The 19868-nt window shown below is 38.2% G+C and carries 24 protein-coding genes; all 24 read right to left on the bottom strand.

All coding sequences use genetic code 11. The annotated features are described in order from the left end of the window. Positions 1–423: 423 nt before the first annotated feature. Positions 424–942 (bottom strand): hypothetical protein, encoded by a 519-nt coding sequence (locus QJV27_RS09760; RefSeq protein WP_281448737.1) that lies wholly within the window; start codon positions 940–942, stop codon positions 424–426. Between the two features lie 504 nt (positions 943–1446). Beyond that, complete coding sequence (locus QJV27_RS09755) at positions 1447–3180, bottom strand: DUF2326 domain-containing protein (RefSeq protein WP_281448736.1); 1734 nt, start codon at positions 3178–3180, stop codon at positions 1447–1449. Then, complete coding sequence (locus QJV27_RS09750; RefSeq protein WP_281448735.1) at positions 3174–3413, bottom strand: ABC-three component system middle component 6; 240 nt, start codon at positions 3411–3413, stop codon at positions 3174–3176. Before QJV27_RS09750 ends, QJV27_RS09755 begins: the two co-directional genes overlap by 7 nt. Before the next feature lie 12 nt (positions 3414–3425). Then, on the bottom strand, positions 3426–4349 hold the full coding sequence (locus tag QJV27_RS09745) for an ABC-three component system protein (protein WP_281448734.1): 924 nt from the start codon (positions 4347–4349) through the stop codon (positions 3426–3428). Positions 4350–4995: 646 nt separating this feature from the next. Continuing rightward, the gene (locus QJV27_RS09740) at positions 4996–5502 is read right to left on the bottom strand and encodes a DUF1828 domain-containing protein (protein ID WP_281448733.1); all 507 of its coding nucleotides are present in this window, start codon (positions 5500–5502) and stop codon (positions 4996–4998) included. A 15-nt stretch (positions 5503–5517) separates the two neighbouring features. Further along, a complete protein-coding gene (locus QJV27_RS09735) occupies positions 5518–5676 on the bottom strand; it encodes a hypothetical protein (RefSeq protein WP_281448732.1) in 159 nt (52 codons plus the stop codon). Then, entirely contained in the window at positions 5663–6076 is a 414-nt protein-coding gene (locus QJV27_RS09730; RefSeq protein WP_281448731.1) for a hypothetical protein, read from the bottom strand. Before QJV27_RS09730 ends, QJV27_RS09735 begins: the two co-directional genes overlap by 14 nt. Continuing rightward, positions 6057–6308 (bottom strand): hypothetical protein, encoded by a 252-nt coding sequence (locus tag QJV27_RS09725; protein WP_281448730.1) that lies wholly within the window; start codon positions 6306–6308, stop codon positions 6057–6059. Before QJV27_RS09725 ends, QJV27_RS09730 begins: the two co-directional genes overlap by 20 nt. A 90-nt stretch (positions 6309–6398) precedes the next feature. Continuing rightward, the gene (locus QJV27_RS09720) at positions 6399–7460 is read right to left on the bottom strand and encodes a beta family protein (RefSeq protein WP_281448729.1); all 1062 of its coding nucleotides are present in this window, start codon (positions 7458–7460) and stop codon (positions 6399–6401) included. A gap of 6 nt (positions 7461–7466) precedes the next feature. After that, a complete protein-coding gene (locus QJV27_RS09715; RefSeq protein ID WP_281448728.1) occupies positions 7467–7970 on the bottom strand; it encodes an ImmA/IrrE family metallo-endopeptidase in 504 nt (167 codons plus the stop codon). 2 nt (positions 7971–7972) lie between these two features. Beyond that, positions 7973–8305 (bottom strand): hypothetical protein, encoded by a 333-nt coding sequence (locus QJV27_RS09710; protein WP_281448727.1) that lies wholly within the window; start codon positions 8303–8305, stop codon positions 7973–7975. Between the two features lie 267 nt (positions 8306–8572). Then, entirely contained in the window at positions 8573–8992 is a 420-nt protein-coding gene (locus QJV27_RS09705) for a hypothetical protein (RefSeq protein ID WP_281448726.1), read from the bottom strand. Between the two features lie 7 nt (positions 8993–8999). Next, on the bottom strand, positions 9000–9458 hold the full coding sequence (locus QJV27_RS09700; RefSeq protein ID WP_281448725.1) for a phage fiber-tail adaptor protein: 459 nt from the start codon (positions 9456–9458) through the stop codon (positions 9000–9002). A 12-nt stretch (positions 9459–9470) separates the two neighbouring features. Beyond that, positions 9471–10619 (bottom strand): hypothetical protein, encoded by a 1149-nt coding sequence (locus QJV27_RS09695; protein ID WP_281448724.1) that lies wholly within the window; start codon positions 10617–10619, stop codon positions 9471–9473. 22 nt (positions 10620–10641) lie between these two features. Then, positions 10642–11184: a putative phage tail protein gene (locus QJV27_RS09690; RefSeq protein ID WP_281448723.1), complete on the bottom strand. Its 543-nt coding sequence runs from the start codon at positions 11182–11184 to the stop codon at positions 10642–10644. Continuing rightward, a complete protein-coding gene (locus tag QJV27_RS09685) occupies positions 11181–12287 on the bottom strand; it encodes a baseplate J/gp47 family protein (protein WP_281448722.1) in 1107 nt (368 codons plus the stop codon). The genes QJV27_RS09690 and QJV27_RS09685 overlap by 4 nt, the downstream gene beginning before the upstream one ends. Next, a complete protein-coding gene (locus tag QJV27_RS09680) occupies positions 12287–12769 on the bottom strand; it encodes a phage GP46 family protein (protein WP_281448721.1) in 483 nt (160 codons plus the stop codon). Before QJV27_RS09680 ends, QJV27_RS09685 begins: the two co-directional genes overlap by 1 nt. Beyond that, positions 12766–13287, bottom strand: a complete 522-nt coding sequence (locus QJV27_RS09675) for a phage baseplate assembly protein domain-containing protein (RefSeq protein ID WP_281448720.1) — start codon at positions 13285–13287, stop codon at positions 12766–12768. Before QJV27_RS09675 ends, QJV27_RS09680 begins: the two co-directional genes overlap by 4 nt. Positions 13288–13332: 45 nt before the next feature. Beyond that, a complete protein-coding gene (locus tag QJV27_RS09670; protein WP_281448719.1) occupies positions 13333–13614 on the bottom strand; it encodes a hypothetical protein in 282 nt (93 codons plus the stop codon). Positions 13615–13626: 12 nt separating this feature from the next. Continuing rightward, positions 13627–14040: a BRO-N domain-containing protein gene (locus QJV27_RS09665; protein WP_281448718.1), complete on the bottom strand. Its 414-nt coding sequence runs from the start codon at positions 14038–14040 to the stop codon at positions 13627–13629. 784 nt (positions 14041–14824) lie between these two features. Beyond that, positions 14825–15973, bottom strand: coding sequence for a phage baseplate assembly protein (locus tag QJV27_RS09660; protein ID WP_281448717.1), 1149 nt, complete (start codon positions 15971–15973; stop codon positions 14825–14827). Beyond that, positions 15970–16533, bottom strand: a complete 564-nt coding sequence (locus tag QJV27_RS09655; protein ID WP_281448716.1) for a hypothetical protein — start codon at positions 16531–16533, stop codon at positions 15970–15972. Before QJV27_RS09655 ends, QJV27_RS09660 begins: the two co-directional genes overlap by 4 nt. After that, positions 16533–17204, bottom strand: coding sequence for a DNA circularization N-terminal domain-containing protein (locus tag QJV27_RS09650; protein WP_281448715.1), 672 nt, complete (start codon positions 17202–17204; stop codon positions 16533–16535). The genes QJV27_RS09655 and QJV27_RS09650 overlap by 1 nt, the downstream gene beginning before the upstream one ends. Next, a complete protein-coding gene (locus QJV27_RS09645; RefSeq protein WP_281448714.1) occupies positions 17204–19858 on the bottom strand; it encodes a transglycosylase SLT domain-containing protein in 2655 nt (884 codons plus the stop codon). Before QJV27_RS09645 ends, QJV27_RS09650 begins: the two co-directional genes overlap by 1 nt. Positions 19859–19868: the final 10 nt, after the last annotated feature.

The raw sequence follows: 19868 nt of genomic DNA, 5'->3' as shown, positions 1-19868 counted from the left end.
TAGACTTAAGGCTTTATTTGACGGTCTCTATGAATATCAAAAAAATTTATGCTGTAAAATAAAAAGAAAAACGGCTGTTTCTGTAGGGTTTATGCTATAATATGTTGCGAAATGTTTTAGCATATGGCGGAGGGGATGGGAATCGAATTGTGTTATTAACTATATGATAAATATGGTAATATATATTTATCATAAAAATTATACCCTATTTTATACCCGTTTTTTATAACTTACACTTTACCGACAAAAACAATTAGTTAAAAGAGAATCGACTTGCGAAATTACTACCAAACTAACTTAAAACTTTTTTGTATAGCTCCATTAACTAGGATATGGCTTTTGCCGATACCCTTTATGGCGTTATAGAAAATTTCGTTACAAATAGAGCTACCAGAATATTTCTGGCAGTTCCATACAACATAGTTAGGCATCAATAGCCTGCTGGAACCGATCGACATTGCTTTGCCAATCTGCTTTGCCCAAGGCTGTGTTGTAATATTTCTTGTGATATTGTGCCATTGCCGTTGCGTCATTGGCCAAAGGCAAAGCCGCAGTAATCCGTAAGTAAAATACTCGACACATCGCTGCAGCAAAAAAAAGATTGCCTGTCATGACCCCTGGCTTTGGAATGGCTCTGTTGTCGGTATTCCAGTCCCCTGCAAGGTGTTTTAATGCTGTTGCTAGATTATTACGTTTTGGGGCACTTAAAAAATTCGTCCATATATCGTTATAAGTAAACGGCTCCATCTGCATAGCACCCAATGCAGGCCCCTTACCTAACTGTTTAAGATAAGTGCTGCCCCCTGCGTACCCTTCGGCAAGAAAGGTTCCTGTGACTTGGTTAATGGCACGTTGGCCACCAAAACCTATATAATTCAATGCTGGAGTTACGATCTCTTGTTTTAGATGTGGAATATAAATTCCACCTGTGACTTTAGCCATGGTTTTTTCCTATGTTGATTTTTAATGATGATTTTGAGGCGTTATTTTCGTAGGCCTTTTCGGAGCTACCCGAAAAACTGGTGCCTTTCTTAGTTCAAAACCTGATTATTTCTCGTACATCAGGGGGTAGGTTTTTGCCACCTCTGGCAAAAACCTCTAAAACTGTTGGTATTCTGATGTTTTTTCTGGGTCAGTATAATTTAAACAAAAAAAACTCAATTAAGTGAAACTCAAAACGAAACTTATTGAATCAACGGCATACGATAAAACGAAATGAACCGCCTGTGGTTAAAAAGGGTTTAAATTTCCTTTTTACAATAAAATAAATCTGGTATAATTTAACATAAAATTAATAGTTATTATACCAAAAAAACTATATACCAATCAAAACCTAAATGCTGCTTTTGAATTAACACGTGTCTTAACAAGTGCTTATTTACACTATGTTGAATTATGTAAAGGCAAATATCCAGATCGATATCAAATATTTATAGAACAAATAATCTATACAGAAAATTTAAATCCAAATAATCCACCATCAGGTTGATCTGTAAGAGTTACATCTATAATATAGGGGATAAGATCAAAACCTAATCTCTTTAACTCACCATCAGGAACTGCATCAGAGTTCATAGTAACAATATATTGAAATCCATATTTATCGGCTAAATTAGCTCCTATTTGTAATGCTTTTGCAACTTGACGTTCATCAACACCATCAAAAAGGTGACTATCATGAATTAAAAACCCTGGATGAATGCCACGCTCTAAAGCGATCAAAGTCAACATCATATCAAAACAAAAGATTTGCATATTTCCAACACCTTTGCTTCTAGCATTGGAAATGTCTGTAGTAAATTCTAATCCATTTGGTGTTGGTTCTATAACAAACGAACCTGCATGTTCATAAAATTCTTTAGAAATTTGACCAAAATATAAAATTGCTTTACTTACAATCGCTTTGCGCTCTTTTAAATCTAATTGTAACTCACCCTCTAATCGCATTTTATCTTGATCTAAATCCCGCTCACCTTTTTCTACATCCTCAGAAAGTTGTAGTTGTTGTTTAAGTTTTTGTAAGGATGTAATTTTCTGATTCAACTCTTCTTGCAACCTAGAAAATTCTTGCAGCGCGCCCCCCTCTTGTAAGATATTCATAATCTTCTGGCGACGGTTAGCTATTTCAGTTAATTTATTTTGATTATCATCTATACGACTTTGAGTTGAATTGATTTCAGATTGCAAATGTTCCTTTCTGTTTTCAATAATTGCTTTATGAAAAACTTCCACATCTTCAAAACGTTGTTTTACCAAATCAGATAAGATCACTTCGGCTTCATTATAAAGATTAATAATATCTTGCGCAGGGATAGGTTCTTCTTCGACCAAAGAATCTTGTAAAGCTTTAATCATTTCTTGATCTTGTACGATCTGAAGATTCAGACTGCTTGTCTGTATTGTTAAGTCATCTGCCTCATTTTGCATTTCTTGATATTGAGGAACCACATTAAAAGAATCAATATTGTTTTTTAAATCCTCTAACTCTTGCTCTTGTAATATAATCTCTGTTCTTAACTTAGAAGAACTTATATACGAAAAATAATCTAACTCTTCTTTATTAGCAAAGTCCTTGAAGGCTTTCTTTAAATCCGCAATTGACTTTCTATGAGCTCTAAATTCTTGAAAATCGATGGAAATATTCCAATCAAGACCTAGTAAATAACTTAAACCTACCTGTTCTTGATATGGTTGTTGGTACTTTGAATATTTCGTAACCTGATTACTTGCATCAAATCCACCTTCATTATTATTTCTTACAAAATATGGAAAAAGCATACGAAATGAAGGGGCAAACCGTTTTATATTATAGGCACTATTTGTATTTAATTTAAAAAACAACTCTCCTAGTTGGTCATTAAGTGCTTCTGTTCCCAACTTTTTATTGTTAAAATTAAATGGTAATTTGGAACGGTCACAGCGTTCAATAGTATACTCTGTATCGGCATGGTCAAAAATAACACTAAAGTTATGCTCTTTCAGAGCCTCTACTTTAAATAGTTTTAATGACCTCGCACCAAAAAGGAAATGGACAAGTTCTATTAAACCGGTTTTCCCTGCTCCGTTTCTTGTTCTTTTAGAAGATGTTTTAATCGTTCTTTCAGCTAATAAAACATTTAAACCTGGCTTGAATGTTAATGTTTTAAAAGTAGGTAAACTACTCTTGATTTCTTTTAACATTTTGATGCCAACCTAATCAAACCTTGTTCTATTTTAATTGCACCCATTATATATAATAAATCCAACGATAAAATAAACCAACGATAGCTAATGGGTGTCTTTTTTTTCTTTTGACGAATTTTATTCCATATAGAAGATATCGTTTCTGGTCTTTTCTGAATAATCGCAATGATATCAGCACCAACACCTAATAAAGATCGTTCATTAGTAATATGTTTTGTTGGTAAAATCATTGCAATGCCCAATCAATCTTCAAAAAAATCACACCGATCAAAGAAATATACCATATAAGCATATATACATGCCTGATATATTGGTAGATTTAATCTTTTTCCACCAAAAAACATATGCATTGCAGCAAAAATTTGTTCAGCGTTTTTTCCATCCTTCTTTAAACTATTATAATGTGTTCGAATTTTTGTTGCAATATTTTCTGCAAAGTCAGGATCTGGTAGGTTTTCCAAGTAGTTTTTGACCAGTCCTGATTTTTTCTGCCCTAGCTTAAAAAATCCAATAGCTTCATCAGATAAATTATTTTTATTAATTTTTTGTGCAGAAGGTGCTATAGGTAAAATATCGTCTTTGGGAGAGTATTTATAATCTCCAAAAAACCCTTCTATCAAATAACCCATATCACGAACATCTTGAATATCTAGCTGATTAAATGTTTCAGATGTTGGAGGTTTATTAAATAATTGATCTAAGATATTTTGATCGAGTTTGAAAATAAAATCTTTTATATCATTTGCATCCCATATAGCAATTGCTATTTTAGAATAATCTATTTTCATCTGCTCTATAAGACGAATTACCTTAGCTGGAATACCTCCAAAATCATTACAAATAAAAATCCATTCCTTCATATAAGGCCATTTTTCTAAAGCACCAGAAAAACTGTCTTTAATTTTGTTTATTAACTCACTTTGCTTAAGTGTCGCAGAAGGAGCATAACATTGTATTACTAATTTATCTGAAAAAAGATATCCATCGCATTTATCATCCCCCTCCCCACCATATGGTTTCACTGTTTTAAAATCAGCACTATAAATTGTTCGGTAAATAGTGTTGATCCAAATCTCAAAGTCATTTCCTTTTTTCTCGTATAAAGCAAACTTTACTTCTCGTTCATACCAATTACTCCAATCATGATTTTGTATATTTGAAATCAACAGAAGGTATCCTTCGTTCTATTAATAATATTAAGGATAATATACAAAAGGTTGCAAAACAGCAACCAAATGGCAAACAATTTAATTCCTTACTTTTTCCCTCTTTTTTTTAGGCATTAAATAAAATATAATGTTGTTATTTAAACCAAATGGTTAAGGAGTAATTTAATGGTAAGCTTGATAAACTACACATTAAAAAATGCATATCACTTTAATCAAGATCAAATTGATGTTTTTTATAATTTGATTGAATATAATACAATATTAGGCAGCCCTATACCTACAGGGGATTTTATAAATCTAATTCTAAACGGGTTTCATGCCAACAGAAATGTAACTTTGTCCAAAGCACAACTTTTTAGAAATATACTTTTATATATATATCACAACTTAATTTCTACACTAGATTTTTTTACAAAACCACAGCATGAACTAGATCTTTATAATAAATTTTTGGGCACTATCACACGAGAAATATGTTATCTACAAGACAATCCTTATGATAATGACCTTAATACCCTTTTAAGAAGAGTAATTTGTTTTAATTTTTCTGTTTGTCACCCAATCCCCTCCCCCGCCATGTTTTAATCAGCACACAGAACATACAAATTAAAAAGCGAAGTATATGTCTATAAATTAAGTTATTCTATAAAAGGACACATGCACTAATCTGTGCCTTTATCATATTTTGTAAATTAACGAAGAAATCATGCTTATTTGTTAAGAGCGTTATTTCATTATGATCATTTATAGAAACATAAAGTCTATCTTGTAATTTATTTTTGATTTTCAATAAGTCATCCTTATCTACCAAGTCCACATCTATATCAGAAAATATATAACCCCCATCTGATAACAAGTAATGATCATCAACTTTCTTAATATAAACTTGTAAATGATCGTGATGTCGATCTAGAATGCCAGTTACTACTTCAATACAAGTATCGTCGACCTTATTAACTTGACATTGACTAAGCGATGAGAAACTATATTCTGATATCTTAGCCTGTATTTCATCAAAAAATGTTTTCGGGACATATATACCTGGATCAGATGGAAAGCCTTTATTACCACGTATCCCTATCTCACATTTGTTTTGTAAAGAATTAGTCGGAATGCTTCCATTTTCGCTTTTACCTACCACCTTAACCACGGGACAACACATTTATTATCTCCCCCGCCATGTTTTAATCAACACACAGATTGCACGGATCACTAGGAATACTGGAATACAGACTGCTATTACAGGAATAACCCAAGGGTCATGGCTCTTGATCCATTCAGCGTTGTTTTCCCACCACCAGCGCAGGATTTCAAAGAGGTTCATGGTATTGCTCTATCCCCCTTGTAATTCTAAAAAGAGCATAGAGATTAATGGCTGAAAATATCCCCCAGCCTATCAAACTAAAATGCCATTGGCCATAAACGGCAATATTCAAGGTGCCCCATATCAGTAAAGACGAAGCAAGAAAAGCCGCAATCCCTCTGCCGATCAGACTTTCATAGCGCAGCGCCATAAACTGAAACAGGCCAAACATGATAAACAGCACTTCCCATAGATTAAACGGTAATACTTGCAAAAAACCATCCACAAAAGATTGCTGGATAATAAACCCATCAGGGACGCAAAACCCATATATCCCAACCGCCATTAACAAGACTGAGCTCCACCATTCAGCAAACCAATGATCATGGCCCCGTAAACTTCTAGCCAGTTTTTTGAACATGATTGTCCTCCTCTTTTTTAGTAACGGTGGGGGTTTTAAAAGAGGCCAGAACATGAACCACCTTCCACACTTTGTGCCGTTTGCTGGTTGGATTGGGTTCTTTCCAAAACCGTATCACCAACGTACACAGCGTTACCATCGCCGTAATCACAGCCACAATATTTCCTGCAATATCTCCTGGGATCACCCCCAATAAATATTGTAAAACTTGCGTTAATAAATCCGTATCCATCCTATTCTTCCCATAAAAAAAGCCACCTCAATGGGTGGCTTGTGTATTAAGATTATCAAACAACACTTCATTTATAACTAAAACTAAACATTAATCTATCCAAGGAGCATCCGCATCGAAACCATCATTTTGAATACCAAGCATAGACTGGCGATAGAGATGAATATTAATTCTTGCTGCGGTATTTGTCCTAGGGTTATCTATGCCTTTTTCTTCGCCGTTGGCTGTTGCACTAATCAAACTCAGCCCCCATAATTTCAAGTTAGAATCCCAATTTGCACTTGAAACTATCTGTTTAGCTGCATCTTTGTATGTCCAATCACTATCACGAGCTATTAACCAACTATTACTAGTTGTTGGATAATCTATTCTAGGTAATGGTTGTCTTAGTGGTCTTGCTGGCTCCCTTGGCCGTGTGCTTCCCCAATCACTATATATAATTTTCCTATTGGTTGCTCTTGCTACCTGTTCAACCAAATTATGATTTGAAAAAGGAAATTCTTTTACCCCAGATATATCCTGAAAATCCTTTAACATGGAAGTACATGATGAAACAATAATCAAATTATCCCCTAATTGATTAATATAGTTTCTTATTACTCTTTCATGTGACTCAGCAAGTAAAAGCGGATTAGCTACCCATTCACCATCGATAATAATAGAATAAGGGATATCGACTTGTTTCAATGAGGAAATTAAAACATTCATCTTACTTGAAGATTGATAAATATCAGGAGTTAATCTTACAGAAAATTCTCTACCTGTCGTTTGTATATTTTTAAGTTGTTGATCTATATCGCTATTAACGCGCAAGCAAGGCACAACATTCATAAAATCATTACAAAAGTCGTACCATATCTTACAATCCCCATCAGCTCTTGATAAATCTAACCATTTCTGTTTCGCTTCATTTATATCGGATGAAGATGGTATCTCATAATTGCGATCAATATCCAGGATAAATGATCTACCAGGAAACGCTCTTTGAACACGTTCAATCGCTTGATTTAATGTTTTTGAATTCATCCAAGGTGCCAACAATATAACAGGAGTCATATTGTCTTTAGCAAGATCAGGTAAATATTCCAACGCATTCATTTCACTGGGTCTTAATGAAAGAATTGGTACATAGCTTTTACCTGATAAATGCATGCTACTTCACCCACCAACTGTTAAAAGTTTTATACGTAGAGCTTGATTGGATACCTCCCATTTAGAAGCAATCATGTCAAAGGTCTCTTCGTCCATATTTTGTCTAAGATAATTTAAATCATCTTTTATTTTCTCATCTGGCATAATTATTTCAGCTGCAAGTCTATTGGCTTGAGCCTCTACGGCGTCAGAGTTCCCAGATCGATAAAGAGTATTATCTTTTATCGAACCTTCATTTTCTATAATGTCTTTATGAAGAAAAAAATGTGCTAACTCATGGGCAAGCGTAAAACGTTGTCGCTGACGGGATTCGTATTTGTTAATTCTAATAACGAAATCATTACCCTCTTTAGCTATCTGTCCCGATATGCCTTGTTCCAAAGGTGAAGTAAACACTTTCACTCCGAACTCTTTTGCTATTTTTCCTAATGGAACAGGGCGCATACCTAAAAAAGGTGTAATTAATTTTTTAGTTTGATCTGGAAGAGTTTCCAGTAATTGTCTTGCCATTTTTACTCCTCCTTCTCTATTAATTCTTTTTCTGTATCAGGATTAAGAACAGAACTTCCCTTCTGAAAGGCATATTCTCTTAATTCACCGTTTTTTATCATAATCTCAATTTGTTCATTTGTCTTAGTCATGATCGTATCTTTAATAAAAGGTAAGATTTTTTCCTCTTCCAATTCTTTTAGCTTCGCTTCAACCGCGCATGTAGCAGTTTTTTTTGCTTTTTTTTGAATTGACCCTATCGTCAACCAAGCTACTATGCCTATACCAATAGTCATCGCAGTTAGTACGACTGATAAAGCTGTCAACGTAATTGACAAGTAAGTAGAATAGTCCACGAACTTAATTTACCTTGTTAATTTACTTAATCGTATAAATAATAAAGCAGTCATTATCAATTTCATATAATAATTAGTCTTACTCAAATCCATAATTTCGTCTTATATTACATAATAATTTTATAAATTTTCGCTAAAAAAATCAATTTATTTTACCAACTGCACTTAACACAAAATATTCTCTTGCTAATACCCTATTTTCATCTTTGTTTATTGCGATAAAAAGGTACAAAAAAGACGCTTTCGCGTCTCCCTAAGGATAATATATTAATCTTCATTCTTTGAGGTCGATCCACGCATTAACATGCCCCCGCATAACCATGGTCCCCCATCCCCTGGATCAGAAGTGGGTAAAATCTTAAATGCTTCCCTTAACGATTTCTCAAATGCTGTAGGCGGCATAGTACCCAACCTTGACGCATCTCCAGAGGCGAATGCTAAACATCCATCTTTTATCCACAAACTAATTCCATCAGCAGGATCAGAAACAGGTAGAACACTAGATAATCCCTGAAGGGCTTTGGCAATGATAGAAGCACAGAAATCTGTTGCCTGCACGGTTTTGGCCTCGTAATCGGTAACACAACCCAATTCATTTTTGATAGGCTTCATAATTATTATTAAATCGTCATCACCAACTTCTTTTACTCTTAAAGCTGGATCACTAATTGGTCTGATTGTTTTCATATAAATACTATCCAAAGAAAAAAAATGCCCCTGTTGCTGATTTAAGAGGCTGAATGGTTGTGAATTGTACTAGGTTCGGAATATAATCGGGTGCAGAAAGTGTGTAAGTAAAAGACCCTTGTTTTAAAGACTGGTTCAGCTCTATTTGGAAGGCACGCCCCCCACAAGTTTTGCAAACAAAGTATAAATTACCAATTTGCTCTTTACACCCACCACTGAGCGAAAAAATTATACAATTGTGGGCATAACTGAACCAATCCAGTGCCATTTCCTGGACTGTCGCCTCAATAGATTGAATACGATCCCCGCCGTCTTCTAAAATAGCGGATATGTCCAAACTATAATCAAGACGCTCACCACTATAACGTGTAGGCAAGGTTATATTTTGGATAAAACTGGCGTTTGTATTGTAATATCCACCTTTATTTTGTAATTGAAGACATCTTTTACTTGAAATGACCCACATAACTGGTTCCTTCTAAATCACAGCACGCACTAGACATTCAACCAACCTTGTCTTTGTGTCTAAATCCTCTCGAAGAGGACAACCCAACCACACGTCTGATGGATTTCGTGAGGCAATGGCTGTACCGTGATCTGTTGGGGCAATGTGATCATCCAAAGTAACAGGCCCTTCAACCAACACGGGAACGCGACCAATAAGCGCAATTGGCACGTGCATTCCCATATCCTCTTTGCCATTCAAAATATAGGCTGGATCTTGAGAATAAATTCCTATAGCTCTAGCAGGGTTCGTACAAATAGTAATTTCGTTCTTACCTCCTCGCATCATAACCTGACCCACCGCTATATTTTTAGTATCTGCCTCGTATAGTTCAGCCATATCTGCTTTATTAGGTGCGATAAGTGTTTGTGTAATAAAAACTGTTGACTTGTTTTGATAATTCGAATTTTGCTTACGCATTTCAATAAAAGCAGTGATTTTATTTTTATCAGATGGATCATTTTGATCATAAGCAACAAGCTGCCACACATTATTATCATTAGGAATTTGATTGAAACCCCATGATGGCACCATCCCAGGCCCTGGGGCATGATCTAAGTAAGCATAATGTGTAAGAACACCCCCCGTAATCGCCAGACCACCAGTCTTTACCAAGTTACCCTTTAAGGTAGCTGTGTCAAAATCCTGATTACTGTTACCATTTAAATCAGCTTTGGCAGGCAATTCTTTGTGAATGATATCTGAAATTGAACCTTCTACAGACCATAAGCGTTGATAAATATCTTTTAAATCACTAGGGGTCAGCAAATAAATCTTTTCATCTGCTTTTCCATCCTCACTAACAATGACGTAAACCCCATCCTTATCCTTGCCAACTTCTTTAATATTCTTAAAACGCCCATCAACGTTACCAATTTGATCAAAGATTTTTATAATAATCCCGCCAAGCTGGTTCCAATCATCTTTATCGGGTGATTTTCCACCTACTTTGATGGCATTAACGATTTCGTGCTGTAGCGCATTAAAATGTGATGCAGGAAACAAAGTAGCGGGAATACCCCGAGCAGGGTCACCATCCGTTGCGTATTGTGGCGTGCCATTAACGGGGGTTTTGTCCGCTTGGTCAAATGGCACTGAGTGTTTTGCAATTAATAAATCCATTTTGTTTTTCCGTTATACAAGATTACTCACCAACAAAGGCACCATAAATCAACCAAGTATGAGCAGGTGCCATGCGATTGAAAATACAAGGCAAGAAAGCTAGATCCTGTTTTGATTTAATGCGCCACGTATGTCCCCATTCCTCTGAGCCAAAGGGTTGGCCAAAACGCGTTCCAAATCGAAAAGGACTGTATTGATCAATGGTAATGTCAAAACCTAGATATTGCTTGGCATAGGAAATATAAAAATCCATTGAACTATCAACAGAGGATACCAACCGATCCACCACCAGCATTTGACGCTGCTTCAAATCTGTAACCGCACCAATACACAAGTCAGGTAGACCTACTGTCTTTTCCCATTCTTCTAATAATTCTGTTGCTGTTGCAGGAAAGGCGACCTTTAATAATTCAAGGGCTCTTTCACTATTACGGGCATAGCTTTCACCGATAATATTGGCCCAGATCCAAATCATGCCTCCTTGCGTCCTAGACCATATCGGCCCCATAGGTAAAAGATTTAACAATGCATTTCGAAAGTTTTTAGCGGTATAATGAGGGATCATGTGGAAAAAGTCACCTCGCCAAGAATGGGTAAATGTCCCTTACTGGGCGGTATCACAGCCTCAGTTGGACTGGCGATATGATATTGACTGATGTTCGTAATTGAACCGATAGCTCGTTCCCATGAACTGGGATAGAGTGCTGTCCCTGGCGCGGCCTCCCTTCTGAACATGTCTGTTAATGCCGCCTTAATAACGTCCTGATTGGCTGCAGTATTATTTACGCCTAGGTCAGATATTACAAAATTTACAGGTTGAGCGATAGGAGAACAAACAATTACCAATGCTGTTACAGGCTGCTTTTTCCAAATGTAATTTGCCACCGCCAATTGATCGCCCGTAGCTGGATTATATCGATACTCATCTGTTGCTGACCCATCACTTCCCACGGGAAAACCATTCGTTGACGTATTCGCCTGATCGCACATAATCCAAACAATGACAGTACCAATACCAAATCCATTGCGTCCAATCCAGGCGCGTGAAACCTGAGATACTGATTTTGCCCATAAAATATATTCTTGCTCGCGTCCTACCGACCCTGAAATACGATATGCTTCAATAACACGTTGTCGATAGGCTTCTTCATCCTCTAACTCTGCACCACCTGTAATCGGAGTGATGGCAATTACTTTACTATCTACACCTGCCAAAGGATTTCCTAAAGACAGAGTTACCCCCTGTCCGACGTTACCATTAATTCCCGTATCGACAGATTCAACCAGTGCTTGTCCATTCACACTGTCAGCCACAGTGACATAGCTCCACCCATCAGGGCGTTTAATAATTGTGCCCTTTGGGATAGTTATTCCATCAATGGTATTGAATTGAACCGTGGCTGTCGCCTTGGACGGTGCTTTTTGAAAAACATTTTTTAAGTTTCCCCAACCAGCCAAATATTCATCAGTGGCGGTCCAAGGCACGGCCTGTCTGGAAATATAATTTAAATAAAAATAATGTTGCCATGATAACCCCGCCTGCACTTGCCCAATCGTGCCAATAACAGAGTTCTTTAAAGTTGTCTCAATTCCAGGAATACCCGCGTTGACAATATCTTGTATGACCTGTTCATTTAATTCGGTTAAATTAGGTGTAACAAAAGGCATTATACCCCCTCCCAAGCCCAAGAAAACAGCAACGTCTTAGGGCTGTTTTCCTTGGGTTCAAACAACTCAATTGAAAATTCCAAAATATCCGACTTAACCCAAGCAACGTGAACCGTAATACTGTTAACCAACCCATCATCAACCATCCATAACAAAGCCTCGTAAATCATATCTTGGGCCGATAAAACTACTGAATCTTTGTCAGCCTTTACAGCACGCCTTAACTGCCATAAACGCGATCCAATAGGTTCATCACGTAAGGCATCCCCCCACCATCCTCTACGATCACCATCTATTTTACCGATGGCAGCATTTTTTTCGTTATTAGAAGGTTCCAACGGGGCTACACGATCTGAAAATAACGACACCATCACCGCACTATATATCCCATGATCCAGGGCAATATCTCCGTCGGCAACCATCCATTCACCCTTGCCTGTTTCATTGCTCCAGACAATACCAATATCTCTTATTTCACTCATGATGATGGCCCACCCGTTAATCCGCCATTATGACCATTACTGTGAACATGGGATTTAAGACTGACCGATCCAGCCTTTACATCATCAGTTGCAACCATATTATTGGCTGTTATCTTTCCCGTTACCTGTACGTCAGCGTTTAGTGTAATTTTGTTATTTTGCGGGGTAAGCTCAATGGATCCATCTTCTTTTAAGATAATCATTGATCCAGTTTTGTGATAAATTGCTACCTCTCCATCCTTTAAATTTTTAGGATAATATCGTTGGTCCCCAGAGGCGATCACCACCCCCTTGTTGCGGTCACCTGACTGAAACTGAACCACAACATCCGCCCCAAGCAGAGGTCTGCTGGCAAAACCATATTGTTGCAGCACTGGCAAATGATCGCGAACCTCATTAACAGCAAATGTTACCTGTACCAACGGTGTATTTTGATCGTGCGTTATCCCTTTGGTTACGCGTCCAATCCCCATTGCCATATGCAATCGAGTGGCCATTTTTCGTAATGCCTCTGTCATCAATTTTCCCATAAAAAAAACCACCCCGTGGGGTGGCTGTGTCGCTTATAATTTTACAATTTGTTGTGATATGTCGTAAAATTCATCAGTCTTTTCTTGAATATATTGACTTAGAAATTCAACTCGCTGTCTTAACTGCTTTAACCGTTTTTGTTTAGGTTCATCAAAATCATCGACCATACGGGCGACCTCTTCAAAACATTCGTTAAACATATCATTGATAGTCGATAAATCTTTACTAAGGGTAAAGGCAATTCTTGATGCGTCAATTTTGTAAAGGGATTGTTGTTGTCCAATTGAATAACCAAAATGAATATTAGTATGCATCACACCTCCTCCTCATGCTTCGACTTTAGAGAAGATTAAAGCACGAGAAAGCGTTTGTTCTGGTGTTTTATCAAGAATGGTCGCCATATAGTCACCAGTCTTACGAATAGATGGTAATACTTCATTAAATACCCAATCCTGAAAATGTTTTGCTTCTGCTTTATTGCTTCTGAAAATAACACGATATAAATTAAGTTCATTGATAAAAGCCAACTCTTGCTCACCTCCAACGGTAGGAGCGTACGTTTTACGTCCCCCCTTTCGATCTAGCTGTTTCGACATCAAATCTTGTGAATTTGCGATATTCAAAACCTCGCATATGTTATTCAGACAATAACGACCTTCTCCATCTTTTTTAACTGATGTGTTTACGATGATAGGTAGAAGTTGTTGATTTTTAAGGATATTGGTGTTAGTATTACTCATAACTAACCTCCTAGTTGCGTGCTAATTTTGTAAGAAGCAGTGGAAAAGTTTGGCGACAAGATCCACTGCTTTTTTTGATATCTGCGAAACATGGCTGAAATAACGTTAATCTTATTGCGATATCGATTCTATTTACAAGAAAAACGATGTGTCTTAAAAAAAAATATAATTTTTTTGACGTGAAATAATTTGCCGTAAAACCTTGATTTTTAAACAGTAATTGATCCACAACTCGGCTATTATTACGATAAGGAACTGGACTTTTGGGATATGAATCCCTATTATAAAAAGACATGAATACACCTTTGGTGTTGGTTCTTTTCTGTGTAGGTTTGCTGACATACAGACAGAAAAGAACTTGATTAATGAAACGGTCTGTTTTGATATTGGCGTATCAACTCGGGCCGTTTTTTTAATACCGTTTAAAAGTATTAAAAATCATTATAACCATCAAATTACGAATGAAAAGTGTCGGTTTCCGACTTTTTTCATTCAAACACGTAATATTTTCCGACAAAAATTCTGTATTTTTAGCTGTTTTCCGTCATTTATTAACTATTTATTAACAGAATATTAAAGGAAAAATTTTTTCGTTTTTTTTACAATCGACTAGCCTTTTACTTTAAATATACCCTTTAAATACCCATATTTTATTAAGAAGCCCGATTCTATTTTCTTTGATAGTATTTTGAAAAAAAACTATTAAAGTTCTCTGTACAGGCTTTTTACGACATAAATAGTGCAAAAAATGACATTTATTATTTCGTGACCTAATCACTAATAGTTATCGCTCTGCCATGGCTTGCACGACTGCGCTGTTTGCGGCATTTAATACAATGGGTTGTGGCATGAATGCTTCGGCGGGCATTAAGGTAATTTCAGCGTGTGTACCATCATCACCCAATCTGAATACCGTTTCAGAAATTAAAAGTTTGTTGGTTGTATTGACCTTTAACGTTGAAAAAGAAATCGGTACCAAGGTGTTGGGCTTCCAAAGGTTGCCCTGTTGATCGCGCCAACTGTCCGTTACCACTTGTATTGATTGGGAACGACCAAATCTGCGATTGACCTCCCATTGGGCGCGTTGTTGTGAAACCTCATACCCTGCATCCCCCATTTCAGCTGAAATCAACAATGGACGATAACGTTTGACCATTGGGTCGACGGCCTCTTTTCCTGTTGTAATATTTTTCATTTCTGGGGCCAGCTGATTGTCCTGACCAGGACTATAAAATAATGAGGCGGTTGTTTGTAAAATCATGGATACCGAACTGAACCGACCCGCCATGGAACGCCTGACAGAAACCTCTTCAACGTTTTTTCCCTCAACAAAACCTGATGCGGCTACTTTGGATCCAACTTTGGATACAATAACGTTACCATCGGTATCGTCATAAAACAGCAATGCTGCTGCACGGGTCATACGTTCAATGATTTCATAGCCAGTCTCTGTTAAAATTACTGAAAATTGTGGTATAACAATATTATCGATCGCGCCAGTTGTTTTGACCCCAATCCCATAAGGTTTACAAATTGCCTGAATTAATTCGACAACAGGCACGTTATTAAACTGATAAGTTTCAAATTTTGCTGAACATTCACACAAATCGATTGTTTTCGAGGCACCTTGAACCGAGACAAGATGCTCATTTGCGCTTAATCTGCGCGTAACGGTCAAAACGTAACCCGTAATTACCGTCTCTTTGCCAATTCGAACAACACAGGGTGCACCTTCAAGAATGGCGATATCCATCGAGTTAGGATAATATTCGGTACATTCCAATTCGAAAGTTGAAGGCATAATTTCAATGCCTCGGCGAATGGATACCCGTGTCCACCCCGATAAAACCCTACCCTCGACCTCGATCGTAACTTGATTAATTTTAGCATTGGATGGCCCAAAAGCAGAGGTAATAATAGATTCAACAGTCATGAGCTGAGCACCTCAAGTTGAGTCGGCATAAAAGCAGGATGAACAGGATTAGCACGTTGAATTAACTCACTAGCTCTGTTTCCATCAGCGTATAGTTGTTGGGCCAGTTGCAATGCGGGCAATGCTGCTGTCCGTTCGATGGTTCTTAAATGAGGCACCTCGCCCGCCGCCTTGGCCAAAGTTTCTAAAACTTTAATTCGCAAATCGCGCAATGCTGTTGCTGTTTGCATATTTTTGTCGTTAGTTGCAATTAAAATTTCGTTTTGTAAAATTTCAGAAATTCTTTTTCGGATCGTTAAAACTTCGTCCCAACTATCTGCCTGCCAATTAGCAGCAGCTTTACATAAGGTGCGAATGGCTGCCCTGCGGCACAGGGCTGCTGTGGCACGATTTAATGTGTTTTCTGCCAAACCAATTGGGGCAATTGTCTTGATATCATCGACGTTGTATTCACAAAGAGGGAAGATCAGATCCATCTGCGTTTTTGGATCCTTTGAAAAGCCCAGCAAAACCTCTGGTAATGCCACAATAGCATTGGCGAATTCTGTGACGGTTGTCATTAATTACTCCTTATAATGTCAGCGTTAGGGTCTACATTTTTAAGGGCGTTGACCAAGGTTTCACGATTGGTTGCAAGATTTAACAAAGCATCCCCCATCTGTGCTGCGCCGACTTTACCCAATGCAGCAATGGGGATGGTTCCCGTACCTTGTAATAAAACTTTGCTTCCCCATGCGCTAGCAACAGATACCGCACTATTCATCATGCCAAGATTAAGGGGTTGCACGGTATCCTTTATAAAATCACCAATGGCCGTATCTGCCAATGTATCTGACAATGCATCAATGGCGGATCCTGTTAGTTCGCTGATCAAACCTGCCACGGGGTTGGCATATTCTACGCAATCTAAGGTAAAATCGATTTTGTTTTGAATATTATCAGGTTCATGCCACGAACACCCAGAAATAGAGACTTTTAATAATCCAAAACTGGGATGCAGCAAAATACCGGGGCCTGTTTGTTCGACTGCATTAATTAATAATTGACGTTGAGTGATGCAGTCCTCCCCCACTACAAAACCTTGTATGTGGTATTTACGCATGTCCCGCCCTAAGTCTTCGACCCATACTTGATCTTTCATTGGGTATTCATGAATTGTTATTTTACGACCGTTTTCCCCGCTATTGCTATTTACCCAAAAAGACACCCCACGAAATGATGCCTGACGCATTATAAACCCCCAGCAGATTGAACGGGGTCCATAGCCCGCTGATAAGAAACCGATTCAATTTTTAGCTGAGGGCTACGGCTTTTGGGTTTAATTTCCATTCCTTGGGGTTTACCTTTAATATCAATTTCTAACACCAATTTTTGTCCACCCTGATTACTGTTATTATCAAACATGGGTAGATTGACTGGAGGTGCCGATGGTATGTTCATTCCTTCCGCGCCCCCCAACTGTCCTAGACCTGAAGCGGGTGTAATAGGTGCAATGGTCTTAATATTTGACATGTTGGGCATTGCTGCTTGGATTTTATTATTATTGGCTGCAACAATTCCCTGTGGTACAGCCTGGTTAAATGATAGTTTCCCCCCTTGTGCCTGGGCAAAATACTTTTGAAAATTCATCATGGCTTTTTGAGCATCAGGTGAAAATAAAGAAAAATCTTTCCCGCCTGATTTTAAAAACTGTTTTACCCCTTTACTGTTTCCCCCATCATGGTAGGCACCATACGCAGCAAGCACGTTTCCATGAACCTTTTTCAGCATTTTTTCATAATATTTACGCCCACCCAACACATTTTGAAACGGATCATATTTATTTACACCAACTTCTGCGGCGGCGGCATTGGTAAGCTGCGTATAGCCATAAGCTGAAGTTTTAGAATTACCCACCATGCGACCACTGCTTTCCGTCATAATGAGAGCTTTCATCATGGCTGGTGTGGCCATACTGCCTTGTGTTGCCTTATCAACATACCCATTCAAGGTTGCATTCATGCGTAAAGGACTGGTTGCAGCGCGTTGTCCAGCTTTTGCCATTTGTTCAACGGGTGTATTTGTTGATAGCAAAGAAGATGAGGTTGCTGGTACAATAGCATGAGAAGGTTGAGCAGCAACTGGAGGTGCTTTGGTGGCTTGATCAACTTTATTAGTAACTGACGAAAAAAAACCACCGATTTTATCCATAACCTTTTGAACACCCTGATTGGTAGGATTTTTCTCGCTTTCACTCCCTCCCCAACCAAACCAATTTCCAACCCAATCTTGCACATTAGCCCCACCAGAACCATTTGCAGCGACAGTGTCCTTAACTGGTAATGAAGGGGGATCAACCTGCATGACATTAGATACTTCCTGTGCCGCGGCCTTAGTAATCCCGAGTGCTTTGCCAACTTTACCCACTGCATATATAATTTTATTGATAATATTACCAATATAACTCCAAGCACTGTAAAAGTAATCTTTTACGCTATCCCACATATTTTTAAAAAATTCTTTAATGGGCTTCCAATTATCGATGATCCCTTTGGCCAGACGAACAAAAGGACTGACGGTGGGTAAAATATAATCAACAACAAATTTCGTATATGTCTTGATCCATGACCATAACTTTTCCCAATAAGGCCGAAAGGTGTCCCAATATTTATAAATAATAACAGCAGCCCCCCCAATGATAATCCCAGCTGCCATAATCCCCCAGCCCACCGGCCCCATGGTTGCCAATAAAGAGACCAAAGCAGGCACGACCACCCGACCAATTGTCATAGCCATAGATGCAAAAGGCGCAATGGTACCAAGAACACTGCTGACCACTTTAAATGCCATTAAACCAGCAACAATCTCAAGAACCGTTTTAAATCCACCGATTTTATCTATATTTTCTTGAATGGTTTGGCCAAATTGCTTAATCGAATTCCAGACCTGTTGCGCCCCATCACTGACCCGTTGCCAATTGATAGATTTAAGATAATTGGCAAATTGCCTTACATATCTTGCAATATTTTGCGTAATCCATACCCTATTAACGGCAATCCAGTTTGCCATATTGTTGATAATGGGACTAAGAACAGGCTCTATTGATTGTGCAAGGGAGTTACCAAATCCCTCAACCGACTGGGTTAATCGTGCTTGTGCACGCCTTAACTGATCAGCAGCCCTTGCCCCCGCCTCGTTCATCACCCCTAATTTGATGGATTCTTGACGATATTGAGCCATTCCAGCCGAGCCCTTGCGGAAAAAAGGTAATAATGCCTCCCCTTCGGCCCCGAAAAATTGCATGGCTACTTTTGCTTGGGCGACAGGATTTTTTAATGCTGCGATCTTATCGGCCAATTCTGGCATGACTTCGCTTGCTTTGCGTGCAGATCCGTCTGCATTGCGAAAAGAAACATGCAATGTTTGAAAGGCTGCAACCATTTGCGGGTTACGCCCTCCAACCGCATCCCACATCCCATCTTGCAAATTTTTAATCCCATTTGTCATACTTTGTGCAGAGACACCTGCCAAACGTGCGCCATTTTGCCAGCTATGTAAGCCAGAGACCGATATTCCTAATCGCTGGGATGTAGATTGAATATTACTGCCAAAATTGGCCCATGACGTGGCAAGTCGTGTCATCCCCGCGATGGTAACCGCACTGGTAATGGTGCCCAACACGGGGGCAATTTGCCCCATCACCCGAAAAGTAGATGTCGCCGAAGCGCGGATCCTTGAAAATCCCTCGTTTAACCGATTCATCCCTGATAATTGAGAAAATCGTTCAAAAGTGCGCTGAACATTTTTAATTGGGGCCTGCATGCGTTCCATATTGGCATTCACTCGTTGAATGACTTTGGTTACATTATCAACCGCTGTTATTGATACGGAAATGGGATTAACCATGGATTTTACC

This window comes from Commensalibacter oyaizuii (assembly GCF_029953265.1).
Classification (GTDB): Bacteria; Pseudomonadota; Alphaproteobacteria; order Acetobacterales; family Acetobacteraceae; genus Commensalibacter; species Commensalibacter oyaizuii.
This window is presented reverse-complemented; position numbering and strand designations above follow the sequence as displayed.

What these genes read in the sequence shown, in the direction of transcription:
- QJV27_RS09655 (WP_281448716.1), bottom strand. Translation starts at nt 16,533, where the DNA reads ATGACAACCGTCACAGAATTCGCCAATGCTATTGTGGCATTACCAGAG.
- QJV27_RS09760 (WP_281448737.1), bottom strand. Translation starts at nt 942, where the DNA reads ATGGCTAAAGTCACAGGTGGAATTTATATTCCACATCTAAAACAAGAG.
- QJV27_RS09695 (WP_281448724.1), bottom strand. Translation starts at nt 10,619, where the DNA reads ATGGATTTATTAATTGCAAAACACTCAGTGCCATTTGACCAAGCGGAC.
- QJV27_RS09725 (WP_281448730.1), bottom strand. Translation starts at nt 6,308, where the DNA reads ATGGATACGGATTTATTAACGCAAGTTTTACAATATTTATTGGGGGTG.
- QJV27_RS09685 (WP_281448722.1), bottom strand. Translation starts at nt 12,287, where the DNA reads ATGCCTTTTGTTACACCTAATTTAACCGAATTAAATGAACAGGTCATA.
- QJV27_RS09665 (WP_281448718.1), bottom strand. Translation starts at nt 14,040, where the DNA reads ATGAGTAATACTAACACCAATATCCTTAAAAATCAACAACTTCTACCT.
- QJV27_RS09730 (WP_281448731.1), bottom strand. Translation starts at nt 6,076, where the DNA reads ATGTTCAAAAAACTGGCTAGAAGTTTACGGGGCCATGATCATTGGTTT.
- QJV27_RS09735 (WP_281448732.1), bottom strand. Translation starts at nt 5,676, where the DNA reads ATGAACCTCTTTGAAATCCTGCGCTGGTGGTGGGAAAACAACGCTGAA.
- QJV27_RS09680 (WP_281448721.1), bottom strand. Translation starts at nt 12,769, where the DNA reads ATGAGTGAAATAAGAGATATTGGTATTGTCTGGAGCAATGAAACAGGC.
- QJV27_RS09650 (WP_281448715.1), bottom strand. Translation starts at nt 17,204, where the DNA reads ATGCGTCAGGCATCATTTCGTGGGGTGTCTTTTTGGGTAAATAGCAAT.
- QJV27_RS09700 (WP_281448725.1), bottom strand. Translation starts at nt 9,458, where the DNA reads ATGTGGGTCATTTCAAGTAAAAGATGTCTTCAATTACAAAATAAAGGT.
- QJV27_RS09720 (WP_281448729.1), bottom strand. Translation starts at nt 7,460, where the DNA reads ATGCATTTATCAGGTAAAAGCTATGTACCAATTCTTTCATTAAGACCC.
- QJV27_RS09755 (WP_281448736.1), bottom strand. Translation starts at nt 3,180, where the DNA reads ATGTTAAAAGAAATCAAGAGTAGTTTACCTACTTTTAAAACATTAACA.
- QJV27_RS09645 (WP_281448714.1), bottom strand. Translation starts at nt 19,858, where the DNA reads ATGGTTAATCCCATTTCCGTATCAATAACAGCGGTTGATAATGTAACC.
- QJV27_RS09750 (WP_281448735.1), bottom strand. Translation starts at nt 3,413, where the DNA reads ATGATTTTACCAACAAAACATATTACTAATGAACGATCTTTATTAGGT.
- QJV27_RS09705 (WP_281448726.1), bottom strand. Translation starts at nt 8,992, where the DNA reads ATGAAAACAATCAGACCAATTAGTGATCCAGCTTTAAGAGTAAAAGAA.
- QJV27_RS09660 (WP_281448717.1), bottom strand. Translation starts at nt 15,973, where the DNA reads ATGACTGTTGAATCTATTATTACCTCTGCTTTTGGGCCATCCAATGCT.
- QJV27_RS09675 (WP_281448720.1), bottom strand. Translation starts at nt 13,287, where the DNA reads ATGACAGAGGCATTACGAAAAATGGCCACTCGATTGCATATGGCAATG.
- QJV27_RS09670 (WP_281448719.1), bottom strand. Translation starts at nt 13,614, where the DNA reads ATGCATACTAATATTCATTTTGGTTATTCAATTGGACAACAACAATCC.
- QJV27_RS09715 (WP_281448728.1), bottom strand. Translation starts at nt 7,970, where the DNA reads ATGGCAAGACAATTACTGGAAACTCTTCCAGATCAAACTAAAAAATTA.
- QJV27_RS09690 (WP_281448723.1), bottom strand. Translation starts at nt 11,184, where the DNA reads ATGATCCCTCATTATACCGCTAAAAACTTTCGAAATGCATTGTTAAAT.